We start from the raw sequence: 20771 nt of genomic DNA, 5'->3' as shown, positions 1-20771 counted from the left end.
TCGAATTTTATACATTATGAAAATAAATCCGATAATTATATTCAACTCTTTTCTTTTCTTATTCTTTGCAGGGGGATTGTGGTTGGATTACTTTCTTTTTAAAATAAAAATAGGCTATCTACCAATTATTATTGTATCTGGTATTCTAATAATTATTTTATATATCATGTATACTATAAACTTTGGTATATCAATAACAGAAAAAACGGCAAAGAAAATAGATGATTCAAAAAAAAATTAAATTATACCGAAGAAAAAATTACAATAGATATTCCAATTTTAGAAGAAAAAACTGTTGTTTTTTGGAAACATATAGAAGCTATATTTTTATTGAACAAACCTCCATTAGATGGAGAATACCATAATTTTGAATATCTGATAATTTCAAATTCTGAACCCATTGTTATTAAATATGATGTTCAAAGTTGGTACAATAAAATATCCATTTTACCTAAACCAAAAAAGAAAGGTCTCCCAATTATTAAAATTAATGATTATAGTAACATAGATTTCTACACTTTTAATGAAGCAATAAATAAATATTTAGTAAAAGTGAATCCAGAAACTTCCTCATACTTAAAGTTAAAATTCGGAAATAAGATCCAAAATATAAAATCAGAAAATACAACAAAGAAAAATATAGACGAACAATTAAAAACCTTTGGTTTTTATAAAATTTTTGATCGCGAAAACAATTTAAACGATTATAATCTAAATACGTTCCGAAAAGAAACTGACAATAAAAATTAATCATCAATAGACCATTATACAATTTAGAAATTAAGGCATTTCATTGCTCGATAATTCTCTTTGAATTCAAAAATTATAAATAAAATATATAGCTATTATAATGTTAATTCAAGAAAAAAACAAGCATTCAATTATACATAATAATTTGGGTCTTAAAATAAGTAGCCCCGTATCTGAAACAGTATGTTTCATTAGATGGTCGACGATAGATACAATAATTTTTTCTCCAAATACTCATTATGAAAATTCTGCACAATGGATAATTTATTTAAGTAAACCTGCTCAGTACAGTTTAAATCAAAATGCATGGTGGCTTAATAAAATCAGTTTTTTTCTAAAGAATAAAAAATACAAGAAGCTTAGAATGAGAGATGATCTGAACAGAGATTTTTATGCATTTCCCGAAATTGTAGAAAACTATTTAAATAAAAAAGAAGAGATAAATTATTATGAAGACAATAGAAAAGGGGAATTAGTTTCAAAAAAAGTAACTATAAAAGGAGAGAAAACCATTACAGAAGAATATTGGAAACCAAAGAGGTCTAACGAATTACCCTGGAAAATGTTGTATGACAAATATAATAGAACTGTGGATGAAATTTATAAAAGAGATGGTTCAATTTAAAAAATATCAAATAAAAATGAAATCAAACTTAATTATTCCAACCATCATCTGTCTGCTGACTTTTTTAATTTCTTGTAAAAAACAAGAAAAAATAGATTTGATGAAATTAAATTTAAATGAAAAAATAGAAAGCATAATTGATTTTAATGACTCGATTTTCATTGGAGTTGAAACTGTTGAATATCCGTTTTGCTTACTGGCAGAAATTGATAATTCAACCAAATACACTTTTGATGGTATTGATTTAAAAAAGCAAAAAGTATATTTTCAAATCAATTCAGAATTATTAAAAACAGACAGTATTACAAAATCTGGCGGAGGTCATATTGATTTATTACCCCTTAAAAAGAAGGAAGACTTAGCTCCTCTTTTAAAAAAATATAAAGCTGATGATTATTTGTATGGGTTTAGGATAGAAATGAAAACTTCAGAATTTAAAAATGAAATTCTCAGGAAGCTTGAAAACAAATATGGAAAAGGAACAAAAAATCCCAACACAGATAACGGTTTATACTGGAATTTAAAAAAACAGGGGAAATATATTTTTTATGCACCGGATTATGACAGGTTAACAATCTTAAATAATGCAAAATTATCTAAAACCTGCTATTGGGACACTTTTAATGGTTTGATCGATTTTGGCGAATGTAATAACGAAAATTACTTTAAGGAGTTACTCATTAACACCACAAAACCGGAAAATATGAAAAACAAAACTGTTCTTACGATTCATAACGACTGGAGTGTAAATGATATTACAATTGGAAAATCAAGTGAAAATGATTTTACAAATTCAAAAACAAGTAAAAATTTTGAGCGAAATATTGTCATACAAGGAAATACGGGTGATATTAATGAACTTACTTACGATAATGATTACAACAACTTTTATTTCTTTTTTGATGTTAGCAAAAAAGCAAGCGAAAATCCAAAATACAATATCATAAAAGCATATTCTATAACAGATTTTAAACGTGTCAAAATTTCATTTGAAAATGGATTGCAGCCCTTTTCTTCAAAAGAGGAAATAGCTAATAAAATAGGTGCAGACCAAATTGAGAATTATGACGATTTAAAATTTTCAAATTACATCGAAATTAAGAATGCTTCGCTTAAAATAAAACTGATGTTTGATGATAAAAACGAGTTCTCAAGTATGTATGTTGTAAAAAAGTAATGGCCACAAAATGGATTAATGTCCATTTTTTTACATTCCAAAGTAAACGGAATTTTGAATCCGGATATCTTTTTTTATGCAGTTTTTACTAATTTACTTTTATACAAATCAAATTCATAACTGAAAATATCAAGTACAAGTTCATGGCTTAAATCCGGATGGCAGAAATAGGAGCCTTCTTCTAATACCCTGTCCGGAAAACTATCTGAAAATTTACCACAAATGCTCAGATTATTAATCACTACAAATTTCAAATTATCGTTTGTCATTTTTATTTTAAAATAGCCGTACAGATTATCCCTGTATTCAACAGATAAAATTTCAAAAATAAAATTCGTTAATGCACCATGTTTATCTGAGAAGTAACCTATGTTTCCTAAACTTTCATTTTTTATTATTGCCATAATGATTGAATGATTTTTTGGTTGATAACTTGATTATTAATCTTATTGAGATTGTATACTCCTTTTTTCTAAGATCTGTTATAGCTTCTAAGTTTGAAATGAATTTGTAATTTTCATTTTTAGAAATTCAGATAATATGTTATGTTTTTTTTCTGAAAATTTCTTTTCTGCGCAATGTAATCCTGGTTTCTTCGTATAATCTTTTTTGATACAATTCAATTATCGCTTCCTCAATATCGATATTGGTATTTCTGCCATTAAAAACATGAGTAACGTAAGAATTACTAAATGGAAGCCCTTTTTTGTTCCATATTTCTTTCTCTTCTAAAAGCTTTTTAACCTCTTTTGAATAGCCTGTTTTAAAGACTTTCTTCATTTTATTCCTTTGTGCGGCTGTAATCATAGATAAGTATTATTAGAATCATATAATTATTGTATTTTTACTACGATTTTACTACGAAGTAACTACTTCAAATATATATCATTTATTAATATATTGTATCATTTTTAATACAAAAATTTAAAAAAATGCAAACAGAAGGCGAAAGATTACGCTACTACATTGAAAGCAAGGAAGTTAACCTTAGGCAGTTCTGTATAGAAAATGATATATTATACACTTCATTGCATCCAATTTTAACCAATTCGAGGTCATTGGGAATGAATATTTTGAAAAAAATTATGCAGGTTTATCCTAATTTAAACATAAACTGGGTTTTAACAGGTATGGGTGATATGGAAATTACAGAAGACAACATATTACGTGATCCAAATTCAGTTTATCAAAATTCAGATCCCGGATATGTCGCTTTCTTAAAATACTTTGATAAAGAAGCCACTACAGATAAAATTGTTGCTATTATTGAAAAGAAACTTGAGGATAAGAAAAAGAAGTGATACTTTGAACCTTTCCTAATTGTGTTTTTCTTATTACCACAAATTTTAAAAAAACTAACACTCATAAGCTATAAAGTCTAATCTGACTTTACGCATTTTTTCTTTGGCAAAAATTTCCTGATGATTTACATTATAGTGTAAAACAAAAGCTCCGGATTCTATGAAGCTTTGTAAATAGCAGTAAGGATTCAAATATCTAACCCGCTTAAAAATTATCATTAGATAATCTATGTAGCTTTTACTACTTAAAGTTGGTGCCCATAACTTTTAAGTATATTTTACAGATAACTACATTTGAAAATCACCTTTAAGCATCTGATTTCTTTTATCAGTGAGGGTCAACTTTTTGTCAATTTATTTTTATTCACTTTATCATAGTTATAAGTATAAAAAGAGGCATATCTTATTTTTCTAAAATCACTAAATGTTGGTATTGTTTTGTAAGTAATTTTTGCTTCGTTTTGCACCAAATTATACTTTATAAAACGCCCATAGATATGATAAAAAAACTACTATTTCTATTACTTCTATTCTCACTTTCTGTGAAATCCCAAAACCAAACGAAAATTAAGTTTAGTTATGACACTGCCGGAAATCAGACTAGCAGGATATTGTGTGTCAACTGCCCGCCGGAAACAGGCAAACAAGTGAAGGAAATAGAAGCCATTGTGGAAGAAGACCTTGAAAAAATCGAAGGAGAGGACATGATTTCCTATTACCCGAATCCGGTAAAAGAAGAACTGTATTTAAAATGGGAGTTAACAGATGACAATTATGTCACTTCAATTCAGCTTTTCTCACTTACTGGGCAGGTTTTAAAAACGTTCCAGGGAACTAAAAATACAAATACCCAGAATATTTTGTTTCAGTCATATCCGTCAGGGGTGTATGTTATTTTAGTCAACTACAAATCAGGTACCCCAAAATCATTTAAAATTATCAAGCAATAAATTGTGATATGAAACAATTTTACTTTTTCATTTTTATTTTAGCTACACAATTTTCTTTTTCTCAAAATTTCACAGACACTAAAGGCGAATTGCAAATAGCAGCATCAGGCACAGCAACCTATACCTTACCCATAGCCATGCCACCCAGCATAAAAAATGTGGCACCTATCATCAATCTTACCTATAGCAGTGGGGTAAAAGGAGGAATTGCCGGACAGGGCTGGAGCATCAACAGCATTTCGGCAATCAGTCGTATAGCCACACGCCGCGATATTGACGGTTTTGTAGATGGTGTTGATTTTGACGACAATGATAAATTATCCTTAGATGGCCAGCGTTTATTAATAAAAACCGGCAGCTATTGGGCAAACGGTTCGACCTACGAAACTGAATATAAAAGCAATACCAAAATCGAATTAAAAATTGAAGGCACTGCAACCTATTTTATTGTAACAGCACCCGATGGTTCGAGAAGCTGGTACGGCTCAAAAGGAGGAGGCAGCCTACAAAATGCAGTATCGGTTAACTCTTGGTACATTGTGCGTTTTGAAGATACAAACGGAAATTTTATCGACTATACCTATCAAACAGTTAATTATAACAATACAAACCAGTTGTATATTGATTCCATTGTTTTCAGCGGAAACACTACAGCAGGAATTGCAGCCCAGGATAAAATTACTTTTAAGTACGATAATGCCAAACGTGTTGAAAGGGACTATATGAAAGGGGCAGCAGTCTATGCCACTAAAATTTTAAAATTTGTAGAAGTATATGCTAATAATTCTATTTTCAGGACTTACAAAATTACGCATAACACTGACGATTCAGGGTATGAAAGAATACTCAATATAAAAGAAGTAAATGCCCAGGATGAGGAATCAAATCCTGTGGTTTTTGCATATCATGGTGACGGTATTCCTACGACAACAACTAGAAAAGTAAAAGAATATAACAATAATCTTAATTTTTCTAATGCTGATTTAGCAGGTGATTTTGATGGTGATGGGAGATTAGATTTTGTCGCAGGTAATAAACTTTTTACAAATTTGTTTATGAATAATAGTGGAAATACTGGCATTACTATTTCTAATTCTTTGTACGACACTGGTTCTAAAATATTTGCTGGAACGACATTAACAGATAATAAATTAAATCAGTTTCAATCAATTATACACGCACATACTCCTTTGCAATTGAGCAGCGTCAATTTTAGCGTTCACAATTTGATTAATAATAATTTATCTTTAATTTATTTCAGATCATTTGATACTCAGACTGAGTCTATGGTAATTGAGCCAGAGACAGAAGAATATGAATATGTTGATGAATATCAGGGAATTCTTGATAATCCAGATATAAATAGTATAACCCATCCTTCTAGTTATAGACAATATTTAGAAGGTGATTTCAATGGTGATGGAATTAGTGAATTCATATTTACTAATCCTAAAATAAGATGTCATATACGGAAAATAATTTATATTATGAACTCAGGAGATGATCCGGATGGGGGGTATTCTAGAGATTATACAATTGATTTTGATGAAGAAGACTTGTATTTAGTTGATTTGAACCAAAATGTATCAACCGATTTAGATAGTAAAGGATTTGTGAAATTACCAAGTTCATCACTCAATATTAATACAAGATATGGTGGAGGTGTTTATGCAATGGATTTTAATGGGGATGGAAAGACCGATATCATTGAATTAAATTGGGATAAAAGCTACAAAATATGGAGTTTCAAACAGCTTACGGTTGCTCCATGGGTAGAACTAGAACTAATAGGTCAAGGTTCAATAGATAAATATTCAAGTAAAAAGCAAATACTTTTTGGTGATTACAATGGAGATGGTAAAACAGATATTATGTTACCCGATACTGAAGGAGGGGAAGGATCTAGCCACTCACTATGGCATATTTATTACAGCAACCCAAAACCAGCCGGAGGTGATTTTTTTGTAAAAGAATCGCATAATATTGTAGAATACTGGCCTAATACAGGTACTCATTTCGATTCTCAGACTCATTTCAGTAATTATTACGCTATCGATATCAACAAAGATGGAAAGTCAGATATCGTAAGAGTCTGGAGAAGATATTACAAGCCGGGTTGGACTATCAATGACCATAATACGGAATGGTGGGTAAAAGGGTACACCAACAACATAGGCAATACTGCCAGTGCAACGACCTTTCCTATGACGTATGATTCGAAAAATGATAATCTTTCGCCCATTACAGGACAGCCTTCTGGCTATTTTTCTGACTCTCCCGATATCCCAATTCCATTAGTTTCCAATTACAGATACAATGGCGCCAATACTGATTTAGTTATTGTTCGCGGGCATCATAATAAAATTGAGTATTACCAGTTCAATAAGGATTTTGATTCTGACAATCGTTTAAAGACCGTAACAGAAGCCAATGGTAAGATTGTTCAAACTATTGAGTACAAGCCAATGATGCCACCTGAAAATGGCACTATAAATAGCAGTGTTGATTTTTATTCTTCGGCAGATGCAGTAAATTATCCCAATATTGAGATTATAAGAAACTCCGGCAGCTATTTGGTTTCTAAGCTTACGGCTACTATTAACGGAGTTTCGAAATATCAGGATTTCAGGTATCGCGGTTATGTGTCCAATTTCAATTACGGAACAGTTGGTTTTACCAGAACCACAAGAAGCAGCTGGTATTTATCTCCGTCTGATACCAAAATATGGACGACACAGCACAATGATGTGAATCTTAGAGGAGCCAATACCATAACCTGGTCGAGTACCAACGGGGCTACGGTTTTTGACGCAACACCTTCTAATTTGTTAAGCACTAAAACGAATGTTTTTTCAACTTACACCAATCCATCATCAAAAGTATATAATGTTTTATTAGATTCACAAACCACTCTGGATGCTTTGAGTGGTATAAAATCTGAAAACCTCTATACCTATGATGGTCTTGTCAATTCTACAAGTTATTACGGTCTGGAAACAAAAAGCATATCCAATCAGTATAGCAGTGGCACACTTCAGGGATCTGCTACTGTGGATACAGAGTATGACAGTAACCCATCAGGAACAGGAAGTTCGTATTACATAGGCAGACCTAAAAAAGTAAATACCTCAACCAACAATGTTGCTTCCGGCGATACCCGAACATCTGAGGAAGTGTATACCTACACACGAACAAACCTGACCCATACAGAGAAAAAAGGGCATAATACGTATGCTATTATAGAAGATATGACCTACGATGCAGTGGGGAATCTGCTGGCCAAAACAGTTTCTGCCCCTGATGCGCCGACGCCTCCGGTAGCCAGAACGATTAAAGACGAGTACGATGCAACCAAACGTTTCGTGGTCAAAAAAACAGATCATCAGAACTTTGTAACCAGTTTTGTCTACAACACACTGGGGCAGGTAACACAATCAACGAGTCCTTTGGGAGTAGTAAGCGATTATACCTTTGACAATTGGGGAAAACTGACCAAAACCAAAACAACCGGCGTATCTGCCGTGCCATTGGAAACCACCATTACATACGCTAAATTAGCAGATGGAGGCTACACCACTACAAGCCAGAATACGGTAGGTGACAATGCTAAAAGCATCACGCAATACGATGTGTTGGGAAGAGCAGTCATCACAACAACAAAAGGTTTGGCAGTCAATTCGACGATTTCAAAGCAGGTGGTTTATGACGGCCTGGGAAGAAAAACAAAAGAAAGCGAGCCCTATTTTTCATCTCCAACCCGCTGGGTAGAATATGAATACGATTACCTGATGCGTCCGACCAAAATAACACAGCCAACCGGCAGGATCCAGACCTTGTCGTATTCAGGATTGACTACAACCAGCGTTGATGATGGAAAAACTACAACGGCAACCGTGGATGCCCTGGGCAACAAAACACAGACCACAGACCCTGGAGGCACCATCACTTTTACATATTATGCCAATGGCCAGCTGAAAGAATCAAATTATGGCGGGCATAAGGTAAATATTAGCATCGATGGCTGGGGAAACAAAACAGCGATGACCGATCCTAATGCGGGTACCTACACCTACAGCTACGATGCCTTTGGACAGCTGATTACAGAAACCACCCCAAAAGGAAACACTACTACAACCTACGATGATTTTGGAAAAGTAACCAAAAGAAAAGTGTCAGGAGACGGGGCCGATATTGAAACAGAGTATGCCTATAACTCTTTTGCCCAGCTGACAGGTGAGGTCAGCAAAAACAGTCTGGGTGGAAACATAGACAGTTTCGCATATACCTATGATGCTTTGCACAGGCCTGAAACCACTACTGAAAGCAATGCCGCTTTTACACAGACAAAAACCATAACGTATGATAATTATGGGAGACCTGCTACAGCAACCAATGCTACGCAGGAACTTACATCAGGGCTTAGCGAGTCTGTTACGACAAAAAATGTGTACAATACCTACAATGGCATCATGGACAAACTCACCGATGCCAATGATGCGGTTTTATGGCAGCTCAATACAGCCAACGAGAAAATGCAGCCGCTGACCCAGACACTGGGCAACGGAGTGGCCATAACCAATGCGTATGATGTACATGGGTATTATACCTCTCAGACGCATACCAAAAACAGCATTAATATTGTAAACAATACCTATAGCTTCAATGCCGTAAAAGGAACCCTGAACAACCGACAGAATGTGGCATTGGGAACCAATGAGACTTTTACGTATGATGCTTTAGACCGATTGACACACTGGACAAACCCGTTGACAGGCACTGTAGATACCAATAACTATGACGACAGGGGAAGGATCACCAACAACAACAAACTCGGTACGGTAACCTACAACGGCAATTTCAATACCGGGATTTACCAGAAGAAGGAAATAGAGTTGACAACAGAGGGAGCTGCCTATTACAATGAGCTGCCTAAACAATTGGTCACGTACAATATGTTCAAAAGCCCGATATCAATCAACGAAAGCGACAAGGGCAGCACAGCCTTTACGTACAATTCGCATCTGTCAAGACAGGCGATGAAATTTGGCTACCAGATCCCGACACCGGGAGCAGTTGGTGTATATACCAAAACCAAGAATTACACCGATGACGGCACGGTAGAGATCATCAAAACCCCTACAGAAATTACCATACGAACTTATGTAGGAGGTGATGCCTACGGAGCGCCTTTATATACAGAAAAGACAAAAACGGTCGCGACAGGCGCCATTACAGACAAAAAGTATTATCTTCACAGGGATTATCTGGGAAGCATTATAGCCATTTCAGACAACACAGGTGCAGCAGTCGAGAGACGCCAGTTTGATGCGTGGGGGAATCTGGCCAAATTGCAGAAAAATGGCCTTGCCATCACCCTGCCCACAAACGGTACAGGGGCAGCGCTGATGATGCTCGACCGTGGTTATACGAGCCACGAGCATCTGGCAGAAGTTGGGCTGATACACATGAACGGCCGTTTGTACGATCCTGTTTTACGTTCTTTTTTAATGCCGGATAATTTTATACAGCAGCCTGAGAACACCCAGAATTACAATAGGTATGCGTATGTGCTGAATAATCCGTTGATGTACACGGATCCTAGCGGGGAAATTGCTTTTTTAGCTGCAGTAGGAATTGGAGCAGCAATTGCAGCATTTACCTATACCGTTACAGCTTTACTTGCAGATGTACCGTTTAGTGTAGGTGGTTTGGCAAAAACTACTTTTATTGGTGCGGCAACTTCGGCGGTGACTTTTGGTATTGGTACAGCGGCAACGAATTTATTTACCACTTTCTATTCGCAGGCAGCATTTAGTGCAGTGGCCCATGGTACTTTTCAGGGAACTATGACGGCTATTTCAGGAGGTAAATTCTGGAGTGGTTTTGCATCTGGTGCTTTGAGTAGTATTGCAGCTAGTGCTTGGAGTGGTGGATCAACAGAAACAACCGGTTTTTCAAAGGAAAATAATTGGGCGTATGGTGCAAAAACCATTACTCATGAAGGAATTGGATCCGGAACAGGAACTTTTGGTATGATTGCTTTTGGAACAGTTTCGGGTGGCGCAGGTGCAGCACTAACGGGAGGTAATTTTTGGCAGGGGGCTGTTACGGGGTTGGTTGTTAGTGGGCTGAATCACGCACTACATCAAATTGATCCGCCTGGTAAAAAAAATAAATGGGATTTAGATAATAATGGGAAATTAAGTAAAGTTGAAGCGGATCTTTGGGGTGTTAAGGGACATGGTGTAGAGATAAGTGTTGATAATTCCAAAATTGACTGGACAGGTCTTAAAATTCCCGCAGGAGTAAAGATAGGAGAAGTATTTGGTTTAGAAACGCATCAGGCTTTTATTAAGCTTCCTTGGGAAACCGCAGCAACTTATGGAGGTACTTCATTTTTAGTTACTGGGAAAAACACAGTAAAAGTTCTCGATCAAGATTATCATTACAAACTAAGACCAAATAATAGTTTTAAAAATGTAATTAGAAATATAGCTACAGATATGGGCCGTCCATCTGTTATGGAGCAATATAATGGTGCTTTTCAATCCTACAAAATACATTATTTAAACCCAACAATAATAATAAAATGAAAAAAATGAATGTTTTATTTGTAGCCTTTTTGCTAACAAATTGTAGTAATATAGAAACAATGGGCGATAATTATTATTATTTATCAGACGATGAAGCTATAGATATAGGCTACCCATATGGATCAATGTTTTACAGGTCAAAGGAAAAATCTAATTTTGAGGAAGTTTTAATTTATGCAGATGTTATACAAAAAAAGTTTAATGATGAATACATAATAATTAAGCAACAACCAAATAAAAAATTACTTATAAACAAAATAAAACAGAATTTAGAATTTTGGAATAACTACTATTTAGAAAATCGAAAAGATAGTTTGGTTGAGATAGGTTATGACAAAATGACTTTAAAGGATATTCAAACTTTATTAGAAAAAAACAAAAAAACAAAAAAAGATATAGTTGCCGATAGTTTATTTAGGCAAAAATCTTGCTATAAAAAAATATTTAAGAATAAAACCAATTATTATATAATCGAAAAAACAACTGATTCCATTTTTGGACCTCTAAATATAAAGGATTTCAAAAACATTAAAGCAAGGAAAAAAGTTGATTTAGAATTCTGATTGAATATTTGTCTCCCCGCTCTACGAAGTGTTCTCAAAAAAACTACAGTGCTGCGCAAATGTCTCTGACTTTGCGCAATTTTTTTATATTCTTATAATCTCAAAATCTCTTAAAAGTCTCCCGACTTTTAACCTTACATACCAATAAAAAACAAAAAGATTATATTTATAAAAAATTTAGAAGTATTAATCTGTAATTTCAGGATATAAATTGCAAAGACATTAAAATCCTGTTGCCGATGTTTTTACCCTAGATCATTTACAAAGTACAATTTGTAGCAATTTTGGTTTAAAGTCGGAGACTTTTACAGATATTGGATTCTTAAGAAATTTAAAGTGGCGCAAAGTCGGAGACATTTGCGCAGCGTTAGAGAGGAACACTTCGAAGAGCTGGGAAATATATCACAATACTTAACAAATGAATATAGCGGGTTAACTATATGGTCAGCAGCACAAAATTGGTGTTCAGATGGAAATGTACATTTTACCAAAAGTAATCAATCACAAAAAGGTTGGTATAATAAATTCCAAAATGGCTCTTGGACAAAAGTTAGTGCTGATATTAAATAAAAAAATAAACATATGAAATTAACAAATGTTTTAACGTTGTCATTTCTTGTAATGTTAGTTATATCTTGCAAAAATGAAAAACAAATTAAAAGAAAAGAAATAATTGAAAATACTATAGATTCTAATAGGGAAGATTTTAAAAAATCAAAATACTTTGATGAAGATCGAATTAAGAATGCAAAATATAATGTAAAGTATAAAGGAGATGACGCTTCATATGGAGAGTTAGAGCTTTATTATGTTTATAATGATTCTAAAAAAGAAGAAATTATTCCATATACCTTAATAATGGTTGAAAAATACCATAAGTTTAAATATGCATCTACAGCTTTTAGTAATTTGTTAGAATTTTACACGAATACAAAATATGACTATGATGGAACGGATGCTAGTTTAATGCCATATTTAAATAATATTAAAAAATTGAATTCAGATCAGAAGAATTATTTGATGTATTTTTTAAAAATTGGAGTAGAGAATAAAGAATTAGGAAGTGTTCGTTATTTAGAAATTTTAAATCGTAATGGTATTGGAATTCCTCAAAACATGCAAAGAGCAGATAGTTTAAAAAAAATCGTAGTTGAATTAGAACATGAACATCATATAAGAGTAAAAAAATAGTATTATACCATACCCGCTGGCGCTCGTTTATCGACAACTCTGGCGCTTGCTTATAGCGATGCCTACTTAAATTAAAAGATAAATCGTAGCGTTTGTAATGCGGTTAAAACAACAAAGCCACTTTAATAACGGAGTGGCTTTAGTTTCTAGAATATCTTAAATTTCGGTTGGCATCTTATTTCACTCCGGAACAGGAACTTTTGGTATGATTGCTTTTGGTACAGTTTCGGGTGGAGCTGGTGCTGCACTTACTGGAGGTAATTTTTGGCAGGGGGCTGTTACGGGTTTGGTTGTATCTGGGTTGAATCATGCGGCACATTCTGATGACAATGGTTATGATAAAAATGGAAATCAGGTAAACAATAATGGAGGTGACACAACAGATTATATGTATGATGATAATGGTGAAATTATTTCTTCAACATCAGTTACATACAGAGGTGTATCTCAAGGTGAATTTGGAAGTAATGGCGGCAAACTCAGAGGTTATGGTTTTAAAGGCTTTAAATTATCAACTGGGGCTATAGCTGAAGATAATACTATTTTTGAGATGTATGCAGGGGGGAAAGTTCTTGGAGCAGGATGGTCATATTTGGGAGAAGGGCTTAATACTTTGAAAACGCCTTTTTTCAGAGCAACCGGGAATTTCATAAGAGAATATGTGCCAAAATTAGGAGCAAATAGATATTTAAGAATAGGGACTTCTACCTCAAGAGGAAGAGAAGTTTTTAGAATAACTTGGGGCAATAATTCGAAGCATCTTTTGGATATAGATTTAGGAAAAATACCAAAAATAAAAAAATTATGATTAGTTCAGTTTTAGATTCCAATAAGGTTAGTAATTCTCAATTACAAATTGATTGCATTTTATTATTAAATGAATTATTTATAAATGATAGTATAACTAACCTAGTAGTTAAAAGCTATTTTTTTGAAGGAGTCAGAGGTGAATTTTATAAATTAGAAAACTATTGTATCTGTTTTGATTTTACCTATTTTGACTATTCTATTGAATTTGATTTGTCATATGATCAATTAGAATATTATATAACAAAGAAAGATAAATTAATTAAGGAGCGTAACCTTGAAGATTTTTGGGGAGATAAAATAATGATTGAAAAATTCATAATTTATCTAAAGAAAGATTTAGTGAAGTTAGAAATACCATTTAATGATATTAAGTCATAATACAGGTATAACTCAGGCTGCTGCCCATGGTACTTTTCAGGGTACTATGACGGCTATTTCTGGAGGTAAATTCTGGAGTGGTTTTGCGGCAGGGGCTTTGAGTAGTATTGCATCTAGTGCCTGGAGTGGAGGAGATACAATTACTGATAATGGTAATTACACGATGTCTCTTACAAAACATGCCGGTCTTGGTGCGGGAACTGGTGACTTAGGTATGATTGCTTTTGGTACGGTTTCAGGTGGTGCTGGAGCAGCTTTAACTGGAGGTAATTTCTGACAGGGAGCTGTAACTGGTCTTGTGGTTAGTGGGCTGAATCATTTTGCGCATAAATTGTATGAAAGAAATTTGATTCGTTCTAGTTTAAAAGATCCTAATGGAGTTCCAGAACTCAGTGAAAACTCTGTGAAAAATATAAAAAAGGAAGTTTATGCTTTATTTACAGATGATATGAAAAAAAATGAAAGTTTACCAAAAATAAAAGTAGGAGGCAGTAATGGAACAAAAAATGGAGATTTTGAATATCGTATGGATGAGGATGGTTCTGCAAATGGAGGCACAGTTATTAAATTTTATAAATCTGCTTTCAAATCAAACTATATATTAGCAAGAACCATTCTACATGAATATTATCATGCTGGCGATTTTTATTCTGGAAATGCAGGAATGAAAATGTGGAGTTTAAGATATAAATTAAATCTTAAAGGTAATGAATTACAAAATGCATATACAGACTATTTTGAGAGAGGTGTATTTAATTATGTACGTGGCTTAGGAGCCTATCAGGATAAAAATTATTATTATAATCAAAAATTATATCATAGATGAAAAAGATAGTTCTATATATGTTTTTATTAGTTAATGTTTGCTCTTCTCAAGAGAAAGATATTTTAATTGTCGCATCATCAGTTTCAGAAGCAGAAGTTGTAGTTAAAATTATTAATAATACATCTTACAAAAAGATTTTGTTCTTAGACCTCAATAATTTAGGAGTCGCATACAATGACAAAGTTTCCTTTACAAATAATAATTCTTCTAAGATTTACTTGAATTTTTTTGATTTAAAAGAAAAAAATGTAATTGTACCTAGTTCAAGTTTAAATATTTATAATTCTGGTACTAGAAAAGAGGAAGATTTTATTAATGAAATTAAGAATAGTACCATTTCTTTACTACCATATGCAGAAAAAAAATTAGAATAAATTTGTATGATCAAAATGAATCGACTTATTTAAAGACCTACAAAATTTTACCAGCAAAAAACTATAAAGTTTGTTTAAAAATTTATGGGCAAAAAATTAAAGAAAAACTCAAAAAATCCAATCTTTCAAAAAAAATGCTTAAAAATATATTTTCTATATATGATTTTAATGACTATACTTCTAATGAATTTGATCTTAAAATTAAAATGGTTAAAAGTCCAGTTCCTCCTCCCTTACCACCAGGTAAGAATGTTAAACTTAGTAGTGAACACCTAACTGGTGCTCGTCTATGACGAGTATCCTTGCCAAGCATAAATAATTATAACGGCTAGCGCGATGCCTCAGGCTCGTACCTGTTATTATTGACAAGCTGCAGAAAAATGGCGTTGCCATCACCCTGCCCACAAACGGTACAGGGGCAGCGCTGATGATGCTCGACCGTGGTTATACGAGCCACGAGCATCTGGCAGAAGTTGGGCTGATACACATGAACGGCCGTTTGTACGATCCTGTTTTACGTTCTTTTTTAATGCCGGATAATTTTATACAGCAGCCTGAGAACCCAGAATTACAATAGGTATGCGTATGTGCTGAATAATCCGTTGATGTACACGGATCCTAGCGGGGAAATTGCTTTTTTAGCTGCAGTAGGAATTGGAGCAGCAATTGCAGCATTTACCTATACCGTTACAGCTTTACTTGCAGATGTACCGTTTAGTGTAGGTGGTTTGGCAAAAACTACTTTTATTGGTGCGGCAACTTCGGCGGTGACTTTTGGTATTGGTACAGCGGCAACGAATTTATTTACCACTTTCTATTCGCAGGCAGCATTTAGTGCAGTGGCCCATGGTACTTTTCAGGGAACTATGACGGCTATTTCAGGAGGTAAATTCTGGAGTGGTTTTGCATCTGGTGCTTTGAGTAGTATTGCAGCTAGTGCTTGGAGTGGCGGTAGCACAACTGAAACAAATTTTGAAACCAATAGCAGTTTAACCGAAGGACATTTTGTAACCACTACTTATGCGCATCAGGGAATAAGTGGCGCTATAGGTGCTAACAATGTAGCAGGTATGATTGCTTTTGGAACTGTTTCGGGTGGCGCAGGAGCAGCTCTTACTGGGGGTAATTTTTGGCAGGGGGCTGTTACGGGACTTGTGGTTAGTGGGCTGAATCACGCACTACATCAAATTGATCCGCCTAAAGGAAAAACTAAAGTATTAAAAAATACAAAAGAAGCTACAGACTATTATAAACATGGGGATGGAAGTGCGGCTTCATTGGATAAAAGCACTCAATTAGAGTTACATAATTCAAAGGAATATTTAAGAGTTGTAAGACGTCTAATAAGTGGAGTTGCTAATAATTTAAACGGAAGTTTTGATGTGGATATGACATACAAAGTCTTTCATGTTGGTCGTACAAATGTGAATTATTCGACAAATTGCGCTGGAGGCAATTGTACAACAACTTTTACAGAATTCGTTAATGATGGTTTTTATGATCCCGATTTTATATCAGAAAATATTTTAGGAAGAATGGGAATTTCTTCATCTAAACCTGATGGATTAGGCCCAAATCTTGAACGACTAGGAGGTAAACCTTATATGTATATTCCTTCAACTTTTAAAATAACTTATCCAAATCCAGGGTATTAATCTATACACATATGAAATCACTAAAATTTTTAATTTCTATAATTATCTTGATTCTCTTATTCTTTATAATAGACAACACTTTAAGTTTTTATGGTAAAGGTTTTAATTTTTTTAAAAACACAATTACCTACGAGTATAATACTGACTTTGATTCTTTACAAGGATTTAAAATTGAAGAAGAAGGATTTATACAAATTATCGGTAGAGGCACAAAAATAAAAAGTAATATTGAAGTTTATAAAATATTAGAATACACCTATAATTCTTCGGGAATTTTTTGCGAAATCTTAGATAATAGAAATAAAATTATTTTTGTAAAGGTTCAATATGACAAAAAAAGGAGGCCTGGTGCTAAAATTCATTATGATATAATTCAAAAATCAGAAATAAATGATGATTTGCAATGGTATAAAGTGGATAATTCATCTTTTGTACAGGTTCTTGAAACTTTAAAATTAATAATCACTTTTGCAATCTTTATAATTATATTTTTGTTAATCCCCGAAGTGTTCTCAAAAAAACTACAGTGCTGCGCAAATGTCTCTGACTTTGCCAATTTTTTTATATTCTTATAATCTCAAAATCTCTTAAAAGTCTCCCGACTTTTAACCTTACATACCAATAAAAAACAAAAAGATTATATTTATAAAAAATTTAGAAGTATTAATCTGTAATTTCAGGATATAAATTGCAAAGACAGTAAAATCCTGTTGCCGATGTTTTTACCCTAGGTCATTTACAAAGTACAATCCTGATCGCGCAGATGTAGACAACGATAGCGCGGAAATTCTTTCCGTGCCCACAAAGAGAATCAAAAAAGCCACTACAATTAAAGAGTGGCTCTTTGATTTCATAGAACATCCTGAATTTCCCGCTGGCGCTCGTTTGTCGACAACTCTGGCGCTTGCTTATAGCGAGTGCCTACTTAAATTAAAAGATAAATCGTAGCGTTTGTAACGCGGTTAAAACAACAAAGCCACTTTAATAACGGAGTGGCTTTAGTTTCTAGAATATCTTAAATTTCGGTTGGCATCTTATTTCACACCTTTTTAATCACATAAGTAACCATTCCCCAAATAATAAGCTGGTTTTCTTCGGTAACTTTTATAGGACTGTAATCTGCATTTTCAGGCATGAGGTACAAACAGTCCTTTTCAACCTGAATGCGTTTTACGGTAAACTCGCCATCGATAAAACAAATCGCAATTTTATTGTTTTGCGGTTCCAGACTTCGGTCAACTACTAAGACATCTTTATCGTTGATACCCGCATCGATCATCGAATTGCCTTTGACCCGGATATAAAAAGTAGCCAGCGGATTTTCGCTTAGTTCTTTGTTCAGGTCGATACTGGTTTCCATAAAATCAGCTGCGGGCGACGGAAAACCGGCCGAAACACCCTCATGGATATAAGGAATCCTGATGTCACTTTCGAAATCAGGCTCAAAAAAGGTCAGTTTTTGTTCTTTTTTTACAGACATTTTACTTCCAGAAGTTTACTAAAATCGGTTGTATATTTAGGGGATAAATGATTCTGGTTCATATCCCAGGTCAATTTAAGGTTTTGCGAAGCCAGTTTTACTTTCCGGTTTCCTATTTTAGTGTTCAGCTGGTCCATTACTTTCATTAAAGCCAGATGCTTTGGATTTTCTTCTTCAAACAACTGAAACTGCTTTTTATCCTCATCAATCAATTCGGTCACTATAACGCCAGCTTTTTTAAAGCGGATTCCTTCGTTTCCTTTGTGTAATTTCTTCAGCATTTCTATGGCGGTATTCGAAATAGTCAAAGTTGAATTAGTAGCATAAGACAGCGTTACAGCCATATTAAAATAATATTGGGATGATTTTACCGAATGTTTATCAATCACCAGCATAACTATAATAGTATGGCAGCAGGAATTTTGTTTACGTAATTTTTCGGCACAAACAGAAGCAAAAGTAACAATACGCTCACGCAGCAAATCAAAGTCGGAAATTTGCTTAGGAAAACTTCTCGTCGTTGCAATACTCTTTCTCTGTTCCGGCAAAGGTTCTAAATCCAAAACTGATTTGCCTTCGAGTTCACATTTCAGGCGAAGACCAATCACGCCCATTTCTTTCTTAATCCAGGCTTCGTGTACAGGATTAATAAAATCAAGAGCCGTATTAATATTTCGAAGTTTAGCTTTCTTTTTGGTACGGTAACCAATGCCCCAGACGTCTTCAATCTTAGTCCATTTTAAAGCCTTGATCCGTTTTTCGTCAGTATCAATTACATAAACACCTTTGGTTCTTTCCTGAAATTCTTTTGCAATTTTGTTGGCTAATTTTGATAAGGCCTTTGTTTCAGCAAAGCCAATACAAACCGGAAGCCCAAGCCATTTTTGAATCCGGGATTTCATTTGAAGTCCATAATCCTGATAATCCAAAACACCCACACCATCAAAATTCAGGAAGGCTTCGTCAATACTGTAAATCTCGACATTCGGGGTAAACTGTCTCAAAATTTCCATCACACGATTGCTCAGGTCTCCATACAAAGGATAATTCGACGAAAACAACTTGACATTTTTTTCTTTAACCAATTCCCTGATCTTGAATGCCGGGGCACCCATAGGAACACCAGCTGCTTTAGCCTCATTGCTTCTCGAAATCACACAGCCATCATTGTTCGATAATATCGCAACAGGTTTTCCATTGAATTCCGGCTGGAAAACACGTTCACATGAAGCATAAAAATTATTACAATCAACTAAAGCATACATCTTGCAAAATTACACAATAGTGTAACATGCATTTTGATTAGGAAAGTTAAATTTTCATGCTATACCATGTAAAACATTAAAATACAACAACATAATCCTTAACCTTTCATTAGAAATTGAAAATAATCTTATTAAAAAATATTTAGACAAATCCTGAAAAAACTGGTTGTTATTTAAAAAAATATTTACATTTGAAACCTAAACTAATCCCTTAATTTATGAAAAAAATACTATTGGCATTGTTATTCGTTTCAGGATTTACATTTGCTCAGGACATGAAAGTTGTAAACGGAAATTTTGATTTTTTAAAAACACAAAAAGAAGTTAACGTAGAGTTTGATTACAGTTCCTTCACTATGATGAAAGAAAATAAAACTGAAAAACAGTATGTAGAAGAAAGAACTGCCGAGCTAAATGAAAAACACAAAGGCAATGGTAACATCTGGCAAAAAAAATGGAATTCTTCCAAAGAATTAATCTGGACTCCTAAATTTTTGGAATTAATGAATGTTGTGTTGCAAAAAGAAAAAAAGACCTGACCTTTCAGGAAGGGCTAACAACACCTTACACTCTAATCGTAAAAACTACATGGATATATCCAGGTTGGGATGTCTCGATTATGAAACAGCCTGCAAAGGTTTCGACCAATTTAAAATTTGTTGAAACAGCCAATAAATCAAATGTTTTACTCGAAATTACAAGCGAAGAAGCACCAGGAGATCAATGGGGAAGCAATTTTAGCAATGAATCAAGAATCGGTGAAGGTTATGCTAAAACAGCCAAATCACTTGCCAAACTAATTGCAAAGAAAGCCTACAAATAATAGTAAAAAA

21 protein-coding genes and 1 pseudogene are annotated in these 20771 nt (G+C 33.9%); 18 read left to right on the top strand and 4 right to left on the bottom strand.

Going from position 1 to position 20771, the window contains the following annotated elements:
• Nucleotides 1–330 precede the first annotated feature (330 nt).
• From P5P89_RS09795 to P5P89_RS09785, 3 genes are all read left to right on the top strand, one after another.
• Nucleotides 331–750, top strand: a complete 420-nt coding sequence (locus tag P5P89_RS09795; protein WP_278011744.1) for a hypothetical protein — start codon at nucleotides 331–333, stop codon at nucleotides 748–750.
• Nucleotides 751–850: 100 nt separating this feature from the next.
• The gene (locus tag P5P89_RS09790) at nucleotides 851–1375 is read left to right on the top strand and encodes a hypothetical protein (RefSeq protein WP_278011743.1); all 525 of its coding nucleotides are present in this window, start codon (nucleotides 851–853) and stop codon (nucleotides 1373–1375) included.
• Nucleotides 1376–1391: 16 nt separating this feature from the next.
• Nucleotides 1392–2552 carry a hypothetical protein gene (locus P5P89_RS09785; RefSeq protein ID WP_278011742.1) on the top strand — a complete coding sequence of 387 codons (1161 nt, stop codon included), beginning with the start codon at nucleotides 1392–1394 and terminating at the stop codon, nucleotides 2550–2552.
• 74 nt (nucleotides 2553–2626) lie between these two features.
• Here P5P89_RS09785 and P5P89_RS09780 read toward each other — a convergent pair whose 3' ends face one another.
• Entirely contained in the window at nucleotides 2627–2956 is a 330-nt protein-coding gene (locus tag P5P89_RS09780; protein ID WP_278011741.1) for a hypothetical protein, read from the bottom strand.
• A 139-nt stretch (nucleotides 2957–3095) separates the two neighbouring features.
• Nucleotides 3096–3332, bottom strand: coding sequence for a hypothetical protein (locus tag P5P89_RS09775; protein WP_278011740.1), 237 nt, complete (start codon nucleotides 3330–3332; stop codon nucleotides 3096–3098).
• Between the two features lie 152 nt (nucleotides 3333–3484).
• Between P5P89_RS09775 and P5P89_RS09770 the strand changes: the two genes are divergently transcribed.
• The 14 genes from P5P89_RS09770 (at nucleotide 3485) to P5P89_RS09705 (ending at nucleotide 17768) form a co-directional block, all read left to right on the top strand.
• Complete coding sequence (locus P5P89_RS09770; protein ID WP_278011739.1) at nucleotides 3485–3853, top strand: hypothetical protein; 369 nt, start codon at nucleotides 3485–3487, stop codon at nucleotides 3851–3853.
• A gap of 497 nt (nucleotides 3854–4350) precedes the next feature.
• Nucleotides 4351–4803, top strand: a complete 453-nt coding sequence (locus tag P5P89_RS09765; RefSeq protein ID WP_278011738.1) for a T9SS type A sorting domain-containing protein — start codon at nucleotides 4351–4353, stop codon at nucleotides 4801–4803.
• An 8-nt stretch (nucleotides 4804–4811) separates the two neighbouring features.
• The gene (locus P5P89_RS09760; RefSeq protein WP_278011737.1) at nucleotides 4812–11396 is read left to right on the top strand and encodes an RHS repeat-associated core domain-containing protein; all 6585 of its coding nucleotides are present in this window, start codon (nucleotides 4812–4814) and stop codon (nucleotides 11394–11396) included.
• Entirely contained in the window at nucleotides 11393–11959 is a 567-nt protein-coding gene (locus P5P89_RS09755; protein WP_278011736.1) for a hypothetical protein, read from the top strand. The genes P5P89_RS09760 and P5P89_RS09755 overlap by 4 nt, the downstream gene beginning before the upstream one ends.
• A 582-nt stretch (nucleotides 11960–12541) precedes the next feature.
• On the top strand, nucleotides 12542–13150 hold the full coding sequence (locus P5P89_RS09750) for a hypothetical protein (protein WP_223682381.1): 609 nt from the start codon (nucleotides 12542–12544) through the stop codon (nucleotides 13148–13150).
• Nucleotides 13151–13355: 205 nt separating this feature from the next.
• Nucleotides 13356–13958 carry a hypothetical protein gene (locus tag P5P89_RS09745; RefSeq protein WP_278011735.1) on the top strand — a complete coding sequence of 201 codons (603 nt, stop codon included), beginning with the start codon at nucleotides 13356–13358 and terminating at the stop codon, nucleotides 13956–13958.
• Nucleotides 13955–14338 carry a hypothetical protein gene (locus tag P5P89_RS09740; protein ID WP_278011734.1) on the top strand — a complete coding sequence of 128 codons (384 nt, stop codon included), beginning with the start codon at nucleotides 13955–13957 and terminating at the stop codon, nucleotides 14336–14338. Before P5P89_RS09745 ends, P5P89_RS09740 begins: the two co-directional genes overlap by 4 nt.
• Nucleotides 14322–14615, top strand: a complete 294-nt coding sequence (locus tag P5P89_RS09735) for a hypothetical protein (protein ID WP_278011733.1) — start codon at nucleotides 14322–14324, stop codon at nucleotides 14613–14615. Before P5P89_RS09740 ends, P5P89_RS09735 begins: the two co-directional genes overlap by 17 nt.
• A 54-nt stretch (nucleotides 14616–14669) precedes the next feature.
• Nucleotides 14670–15164 carry a hypothetical protein gene (locus tag P5P89_RS09730; RefSeq protein ID WP_278011732.1) on the top strand — a complete coding sequence of 165 codons (495 nt, stop codon included), beginning with the start codon at nucleotides 14670–14672 and terminating at the stop codon, nucleotides 15162–15164.
• Complete coding sequence (locus P5P89_RS09725) at nucleotides 15161–15538, top strand: hypothetical protein (RefSeq protein WP_278011731.1); 378 nt, start codon at nucleotides 15161–15163, stop codon at nucleotides 15536–15538. The genes P5P89_RS09730 and P5P89_RS09725 overlap by 4 nt, the downstream gene beginning before the upstream one ends.
• 2 nt (nucleotides 15539–15540) lie before the next feature.
• On the top strand, nucleotides 15541–15831 hold the full coding sequence (locus P5P89_RS09720; protein ID WP_278011730.1) for a hypothetical protein: 291 nt from the start codon (nucleotides 15541–15543) through the stop codon (nucleotides 15829–15831).
• 134 nt (nucleotides 15832–15965) lie between these two features.
• Entirely contained in the window at nucleotides 15966–16115 is a 150-nt protein-coding gene (locus P5P89_RS09715; protein WP_278011729.1) for a hypothetical protein, read from the top strand.
• A gap of 28 nt (nucleotides 16116–16143) precedes the next feature.
• Nucleotides 16144–17193 carry a hypothetical protein gene (locus tag P5P89_RS09710; protein WP_278011728.1) on the top strand — a complete coding sequence of 350 codons (1050 nt, stop codon included), beginning with the start codon at nucleotides 16144–16146 and terminating at the stop codon, nucleotides 17191–17193.
• An 11-nt stretch (nucleotides 17194–17204) separates the two neighbouring features.
• Entirely contained in the window at nucleotides 17205–17768 is a 564-nt protein-coding gene (locus tag P5P89_RS09705) for a hypothetical protein (RefSeq protein ID WP_278011727.1), read from the top strand.
• Nucleotides 17769–18232: 464 nt separating this feature from the next.
• Here the strand turns inward: P5P89_RS09705 and P5P89_RS09700 are convergent, their stop codons facing one another.
• Nucleotides 18233–18673: a LexA family protein gene (locus P5P89_RS09700; protein ID WP_223682376.1), complete on the bottom strand. Its 441-nt coding sequence runs from the start codon at nucleotides 18671–18673 to the stop codon at nucleotides 18233–18235.
• A complete protein-coding gene (locus P5P89_RS09695; protein ID WP_278011726.1) occupies nucleotides 18664–19938 on the bottom strand; it encodes a Y-family DNA polymerase in 1275 nt (424 codons plus the stop codon). The genes P5P89_RS09700 and P5P89_RS09695 overlap by 10 nt, the downstream gene beginning before the upstream one ends.
• A 218-nt stretch (nucleotides 19939–20156) precedes the next feature.
• Between P5P89_RS09695 and P5P89_RS09690 the strand changes: the two are divergent.
• Nucleotides 20157–20761 (top strand): annotated as a pseudogene (locus tag P5P89_RS09690) (hypothetical protein).
• The last annotated feature ends 10 nt before the right edge of the window (nucleotides 20762–20771 follow it).

The organism is Flavobacterium gyeonganense (assembly GCF_029625295.1).
GTDB classification, from domain to species: Bacteria; Bacteroidota; Bacteroidia; order Flavobacteriales; family Flavobacteriaceae; genus Flavobacterium; species Flavobacterium gyeonganense.
The sequence above is the reverse complement of the archived record's forward strand: the minus strand, read 5'-3'. Positions and strand labels throughout refer to the sequence as shown.

What these genes read in the sequence shown, in the direction of transcription:
- P5P89_RS09790 (WP_278011743.1), top strand. Translation starts at nt 851, where the DNA reads ATGTTAATTCAAGAAAAAAACAAGCATTCAATTATACATAATAATTTG.
- P5P89_RS09785 (WP_278011742.1), top strand. Translation starts at nt 1,392, where the DNA reads ATGAAATCAAACTTAATTATTCCAACCATCATCTGTCTGCTGACTTTT.
- P5P89_RS09780 (WP_278011741.1), bottom strand. Translation starts at nt 2,956, where the DNA reads ATGGCAATAATAAAAAATGAAAGTTTAGGAAACATAGGTTACTTCTCA.
- P5P89_RS09775 (WP_278011740.1), bottom strand. Translation starts at nt 3,332, where the DNA reads ATGAAGAAAGTCTTTAAAACAGGCTATTCAAAAGAGGTTAAAAAGCTT.
- P5P89_RS09770 (WP_278011739.1), top strand. Translation starts at nt 3,485, where the DNA reads ATGCAAACAGAAGGCGAAAGATTACGCTACTACATTGAAAGCAAGGAA.
- P5P89_RS09765 (WP_278011738.1), top strand. Translation starts at nt 4,351, where the DNA reads ATGATAAAAAAACTACTATTTCTATTACTTCTATTCTCACTTTCTGTG.
- P5P89_RS09760 (WP_278011737.1), top strand. Translation starts at nt 4,812, where the DNA reads ATGAAACAATTTTACTTTTTCATTTTTATTTTAGCTACACAATTTTCT.
- P5P89_RS09755 (WP_278011736.1), top strand. Translation starts at nt 11,393, where the DNA reads ATGAAAAAAATGAATGTTTTATTTGTAGCCTTTTTGCTAACAAATTGT.
- P5P89_RS09750 (WP_223682381.1), top strand. Translation starts at nt 12,542, where the DNA reads ATGAAATTAACAAATGTTTTAACGTTGTCATTTCTTGTAATGTTAGTT.
- P5P89_RS09745 (WP_278011735.1), top strand. Translation starts at nt 13,356, where the DNA reads ATGATTGCTTTTGGTACAGTTTCGGGTGGAGCTGGTGCTGCACTTACT.
- P5P89_RS09740 (WP_278011734.1), top strand. Translation starts at nt 13,955, where the DNA reads ATGATTAGTTCAGTTTTAGATTCCAATAAGGTTAGTAATTCTCAATTA.
- P5P89_RS09735 (WP_278011733.1), top strand. Translation starts at nt 14,322, where the DNA reads ATGATATTAAGTCATAATACAGGTATAACTCAGGCTGCTGCCCATGGT.
- P5P89_RS09725 (WP_278011731.1), top strand. Translation starts at nt 15,161, where the DNA reads ATGAAAAAGATAGTTCTATATATGTTTTTATTAGTTAATGTTTGCTCT.
- P5P89_RS09715 (WP_278011729.1), top strand. Translation starts at nt 15,966, where the DNA reads ATGATGCTCGACCGTGGTTATACGAGCCACGAGCATCTGGCAGAAGTT.
- P5P89_RS09710 (WP_278011728.1), top strand. Translation starts at nt 16,144, where the DNA reads ATGTACACGGATCCTAGCGGGGAAATTGCTTTTTTAGCTGCAGTAGGA.
- P5P89_RS09705 (WP_278011727.1), top strand. Translation starts at nt 17,205, where the DNA reads ATGAAATCACTAAAATTTTTAATTTCTATAATTATCTTGATTCTCTTA.
- P5P89_RS09700 (WP_223682376.1), bottom strand. Translation starts at nt 18,673, where the DNA reads ATGTCTGTAAAAAAAGAACAAAAACTGACCTTTTTTGAGCCTGATTTC.
- P5P89_RS09695 (WP_278011726.1), bottom strand. Translation starts at nt 19,938, where the DNA reads ATGTATGCTTTAGTTGATTGTAATAATTTTTATGCTTCATGTGAACGT.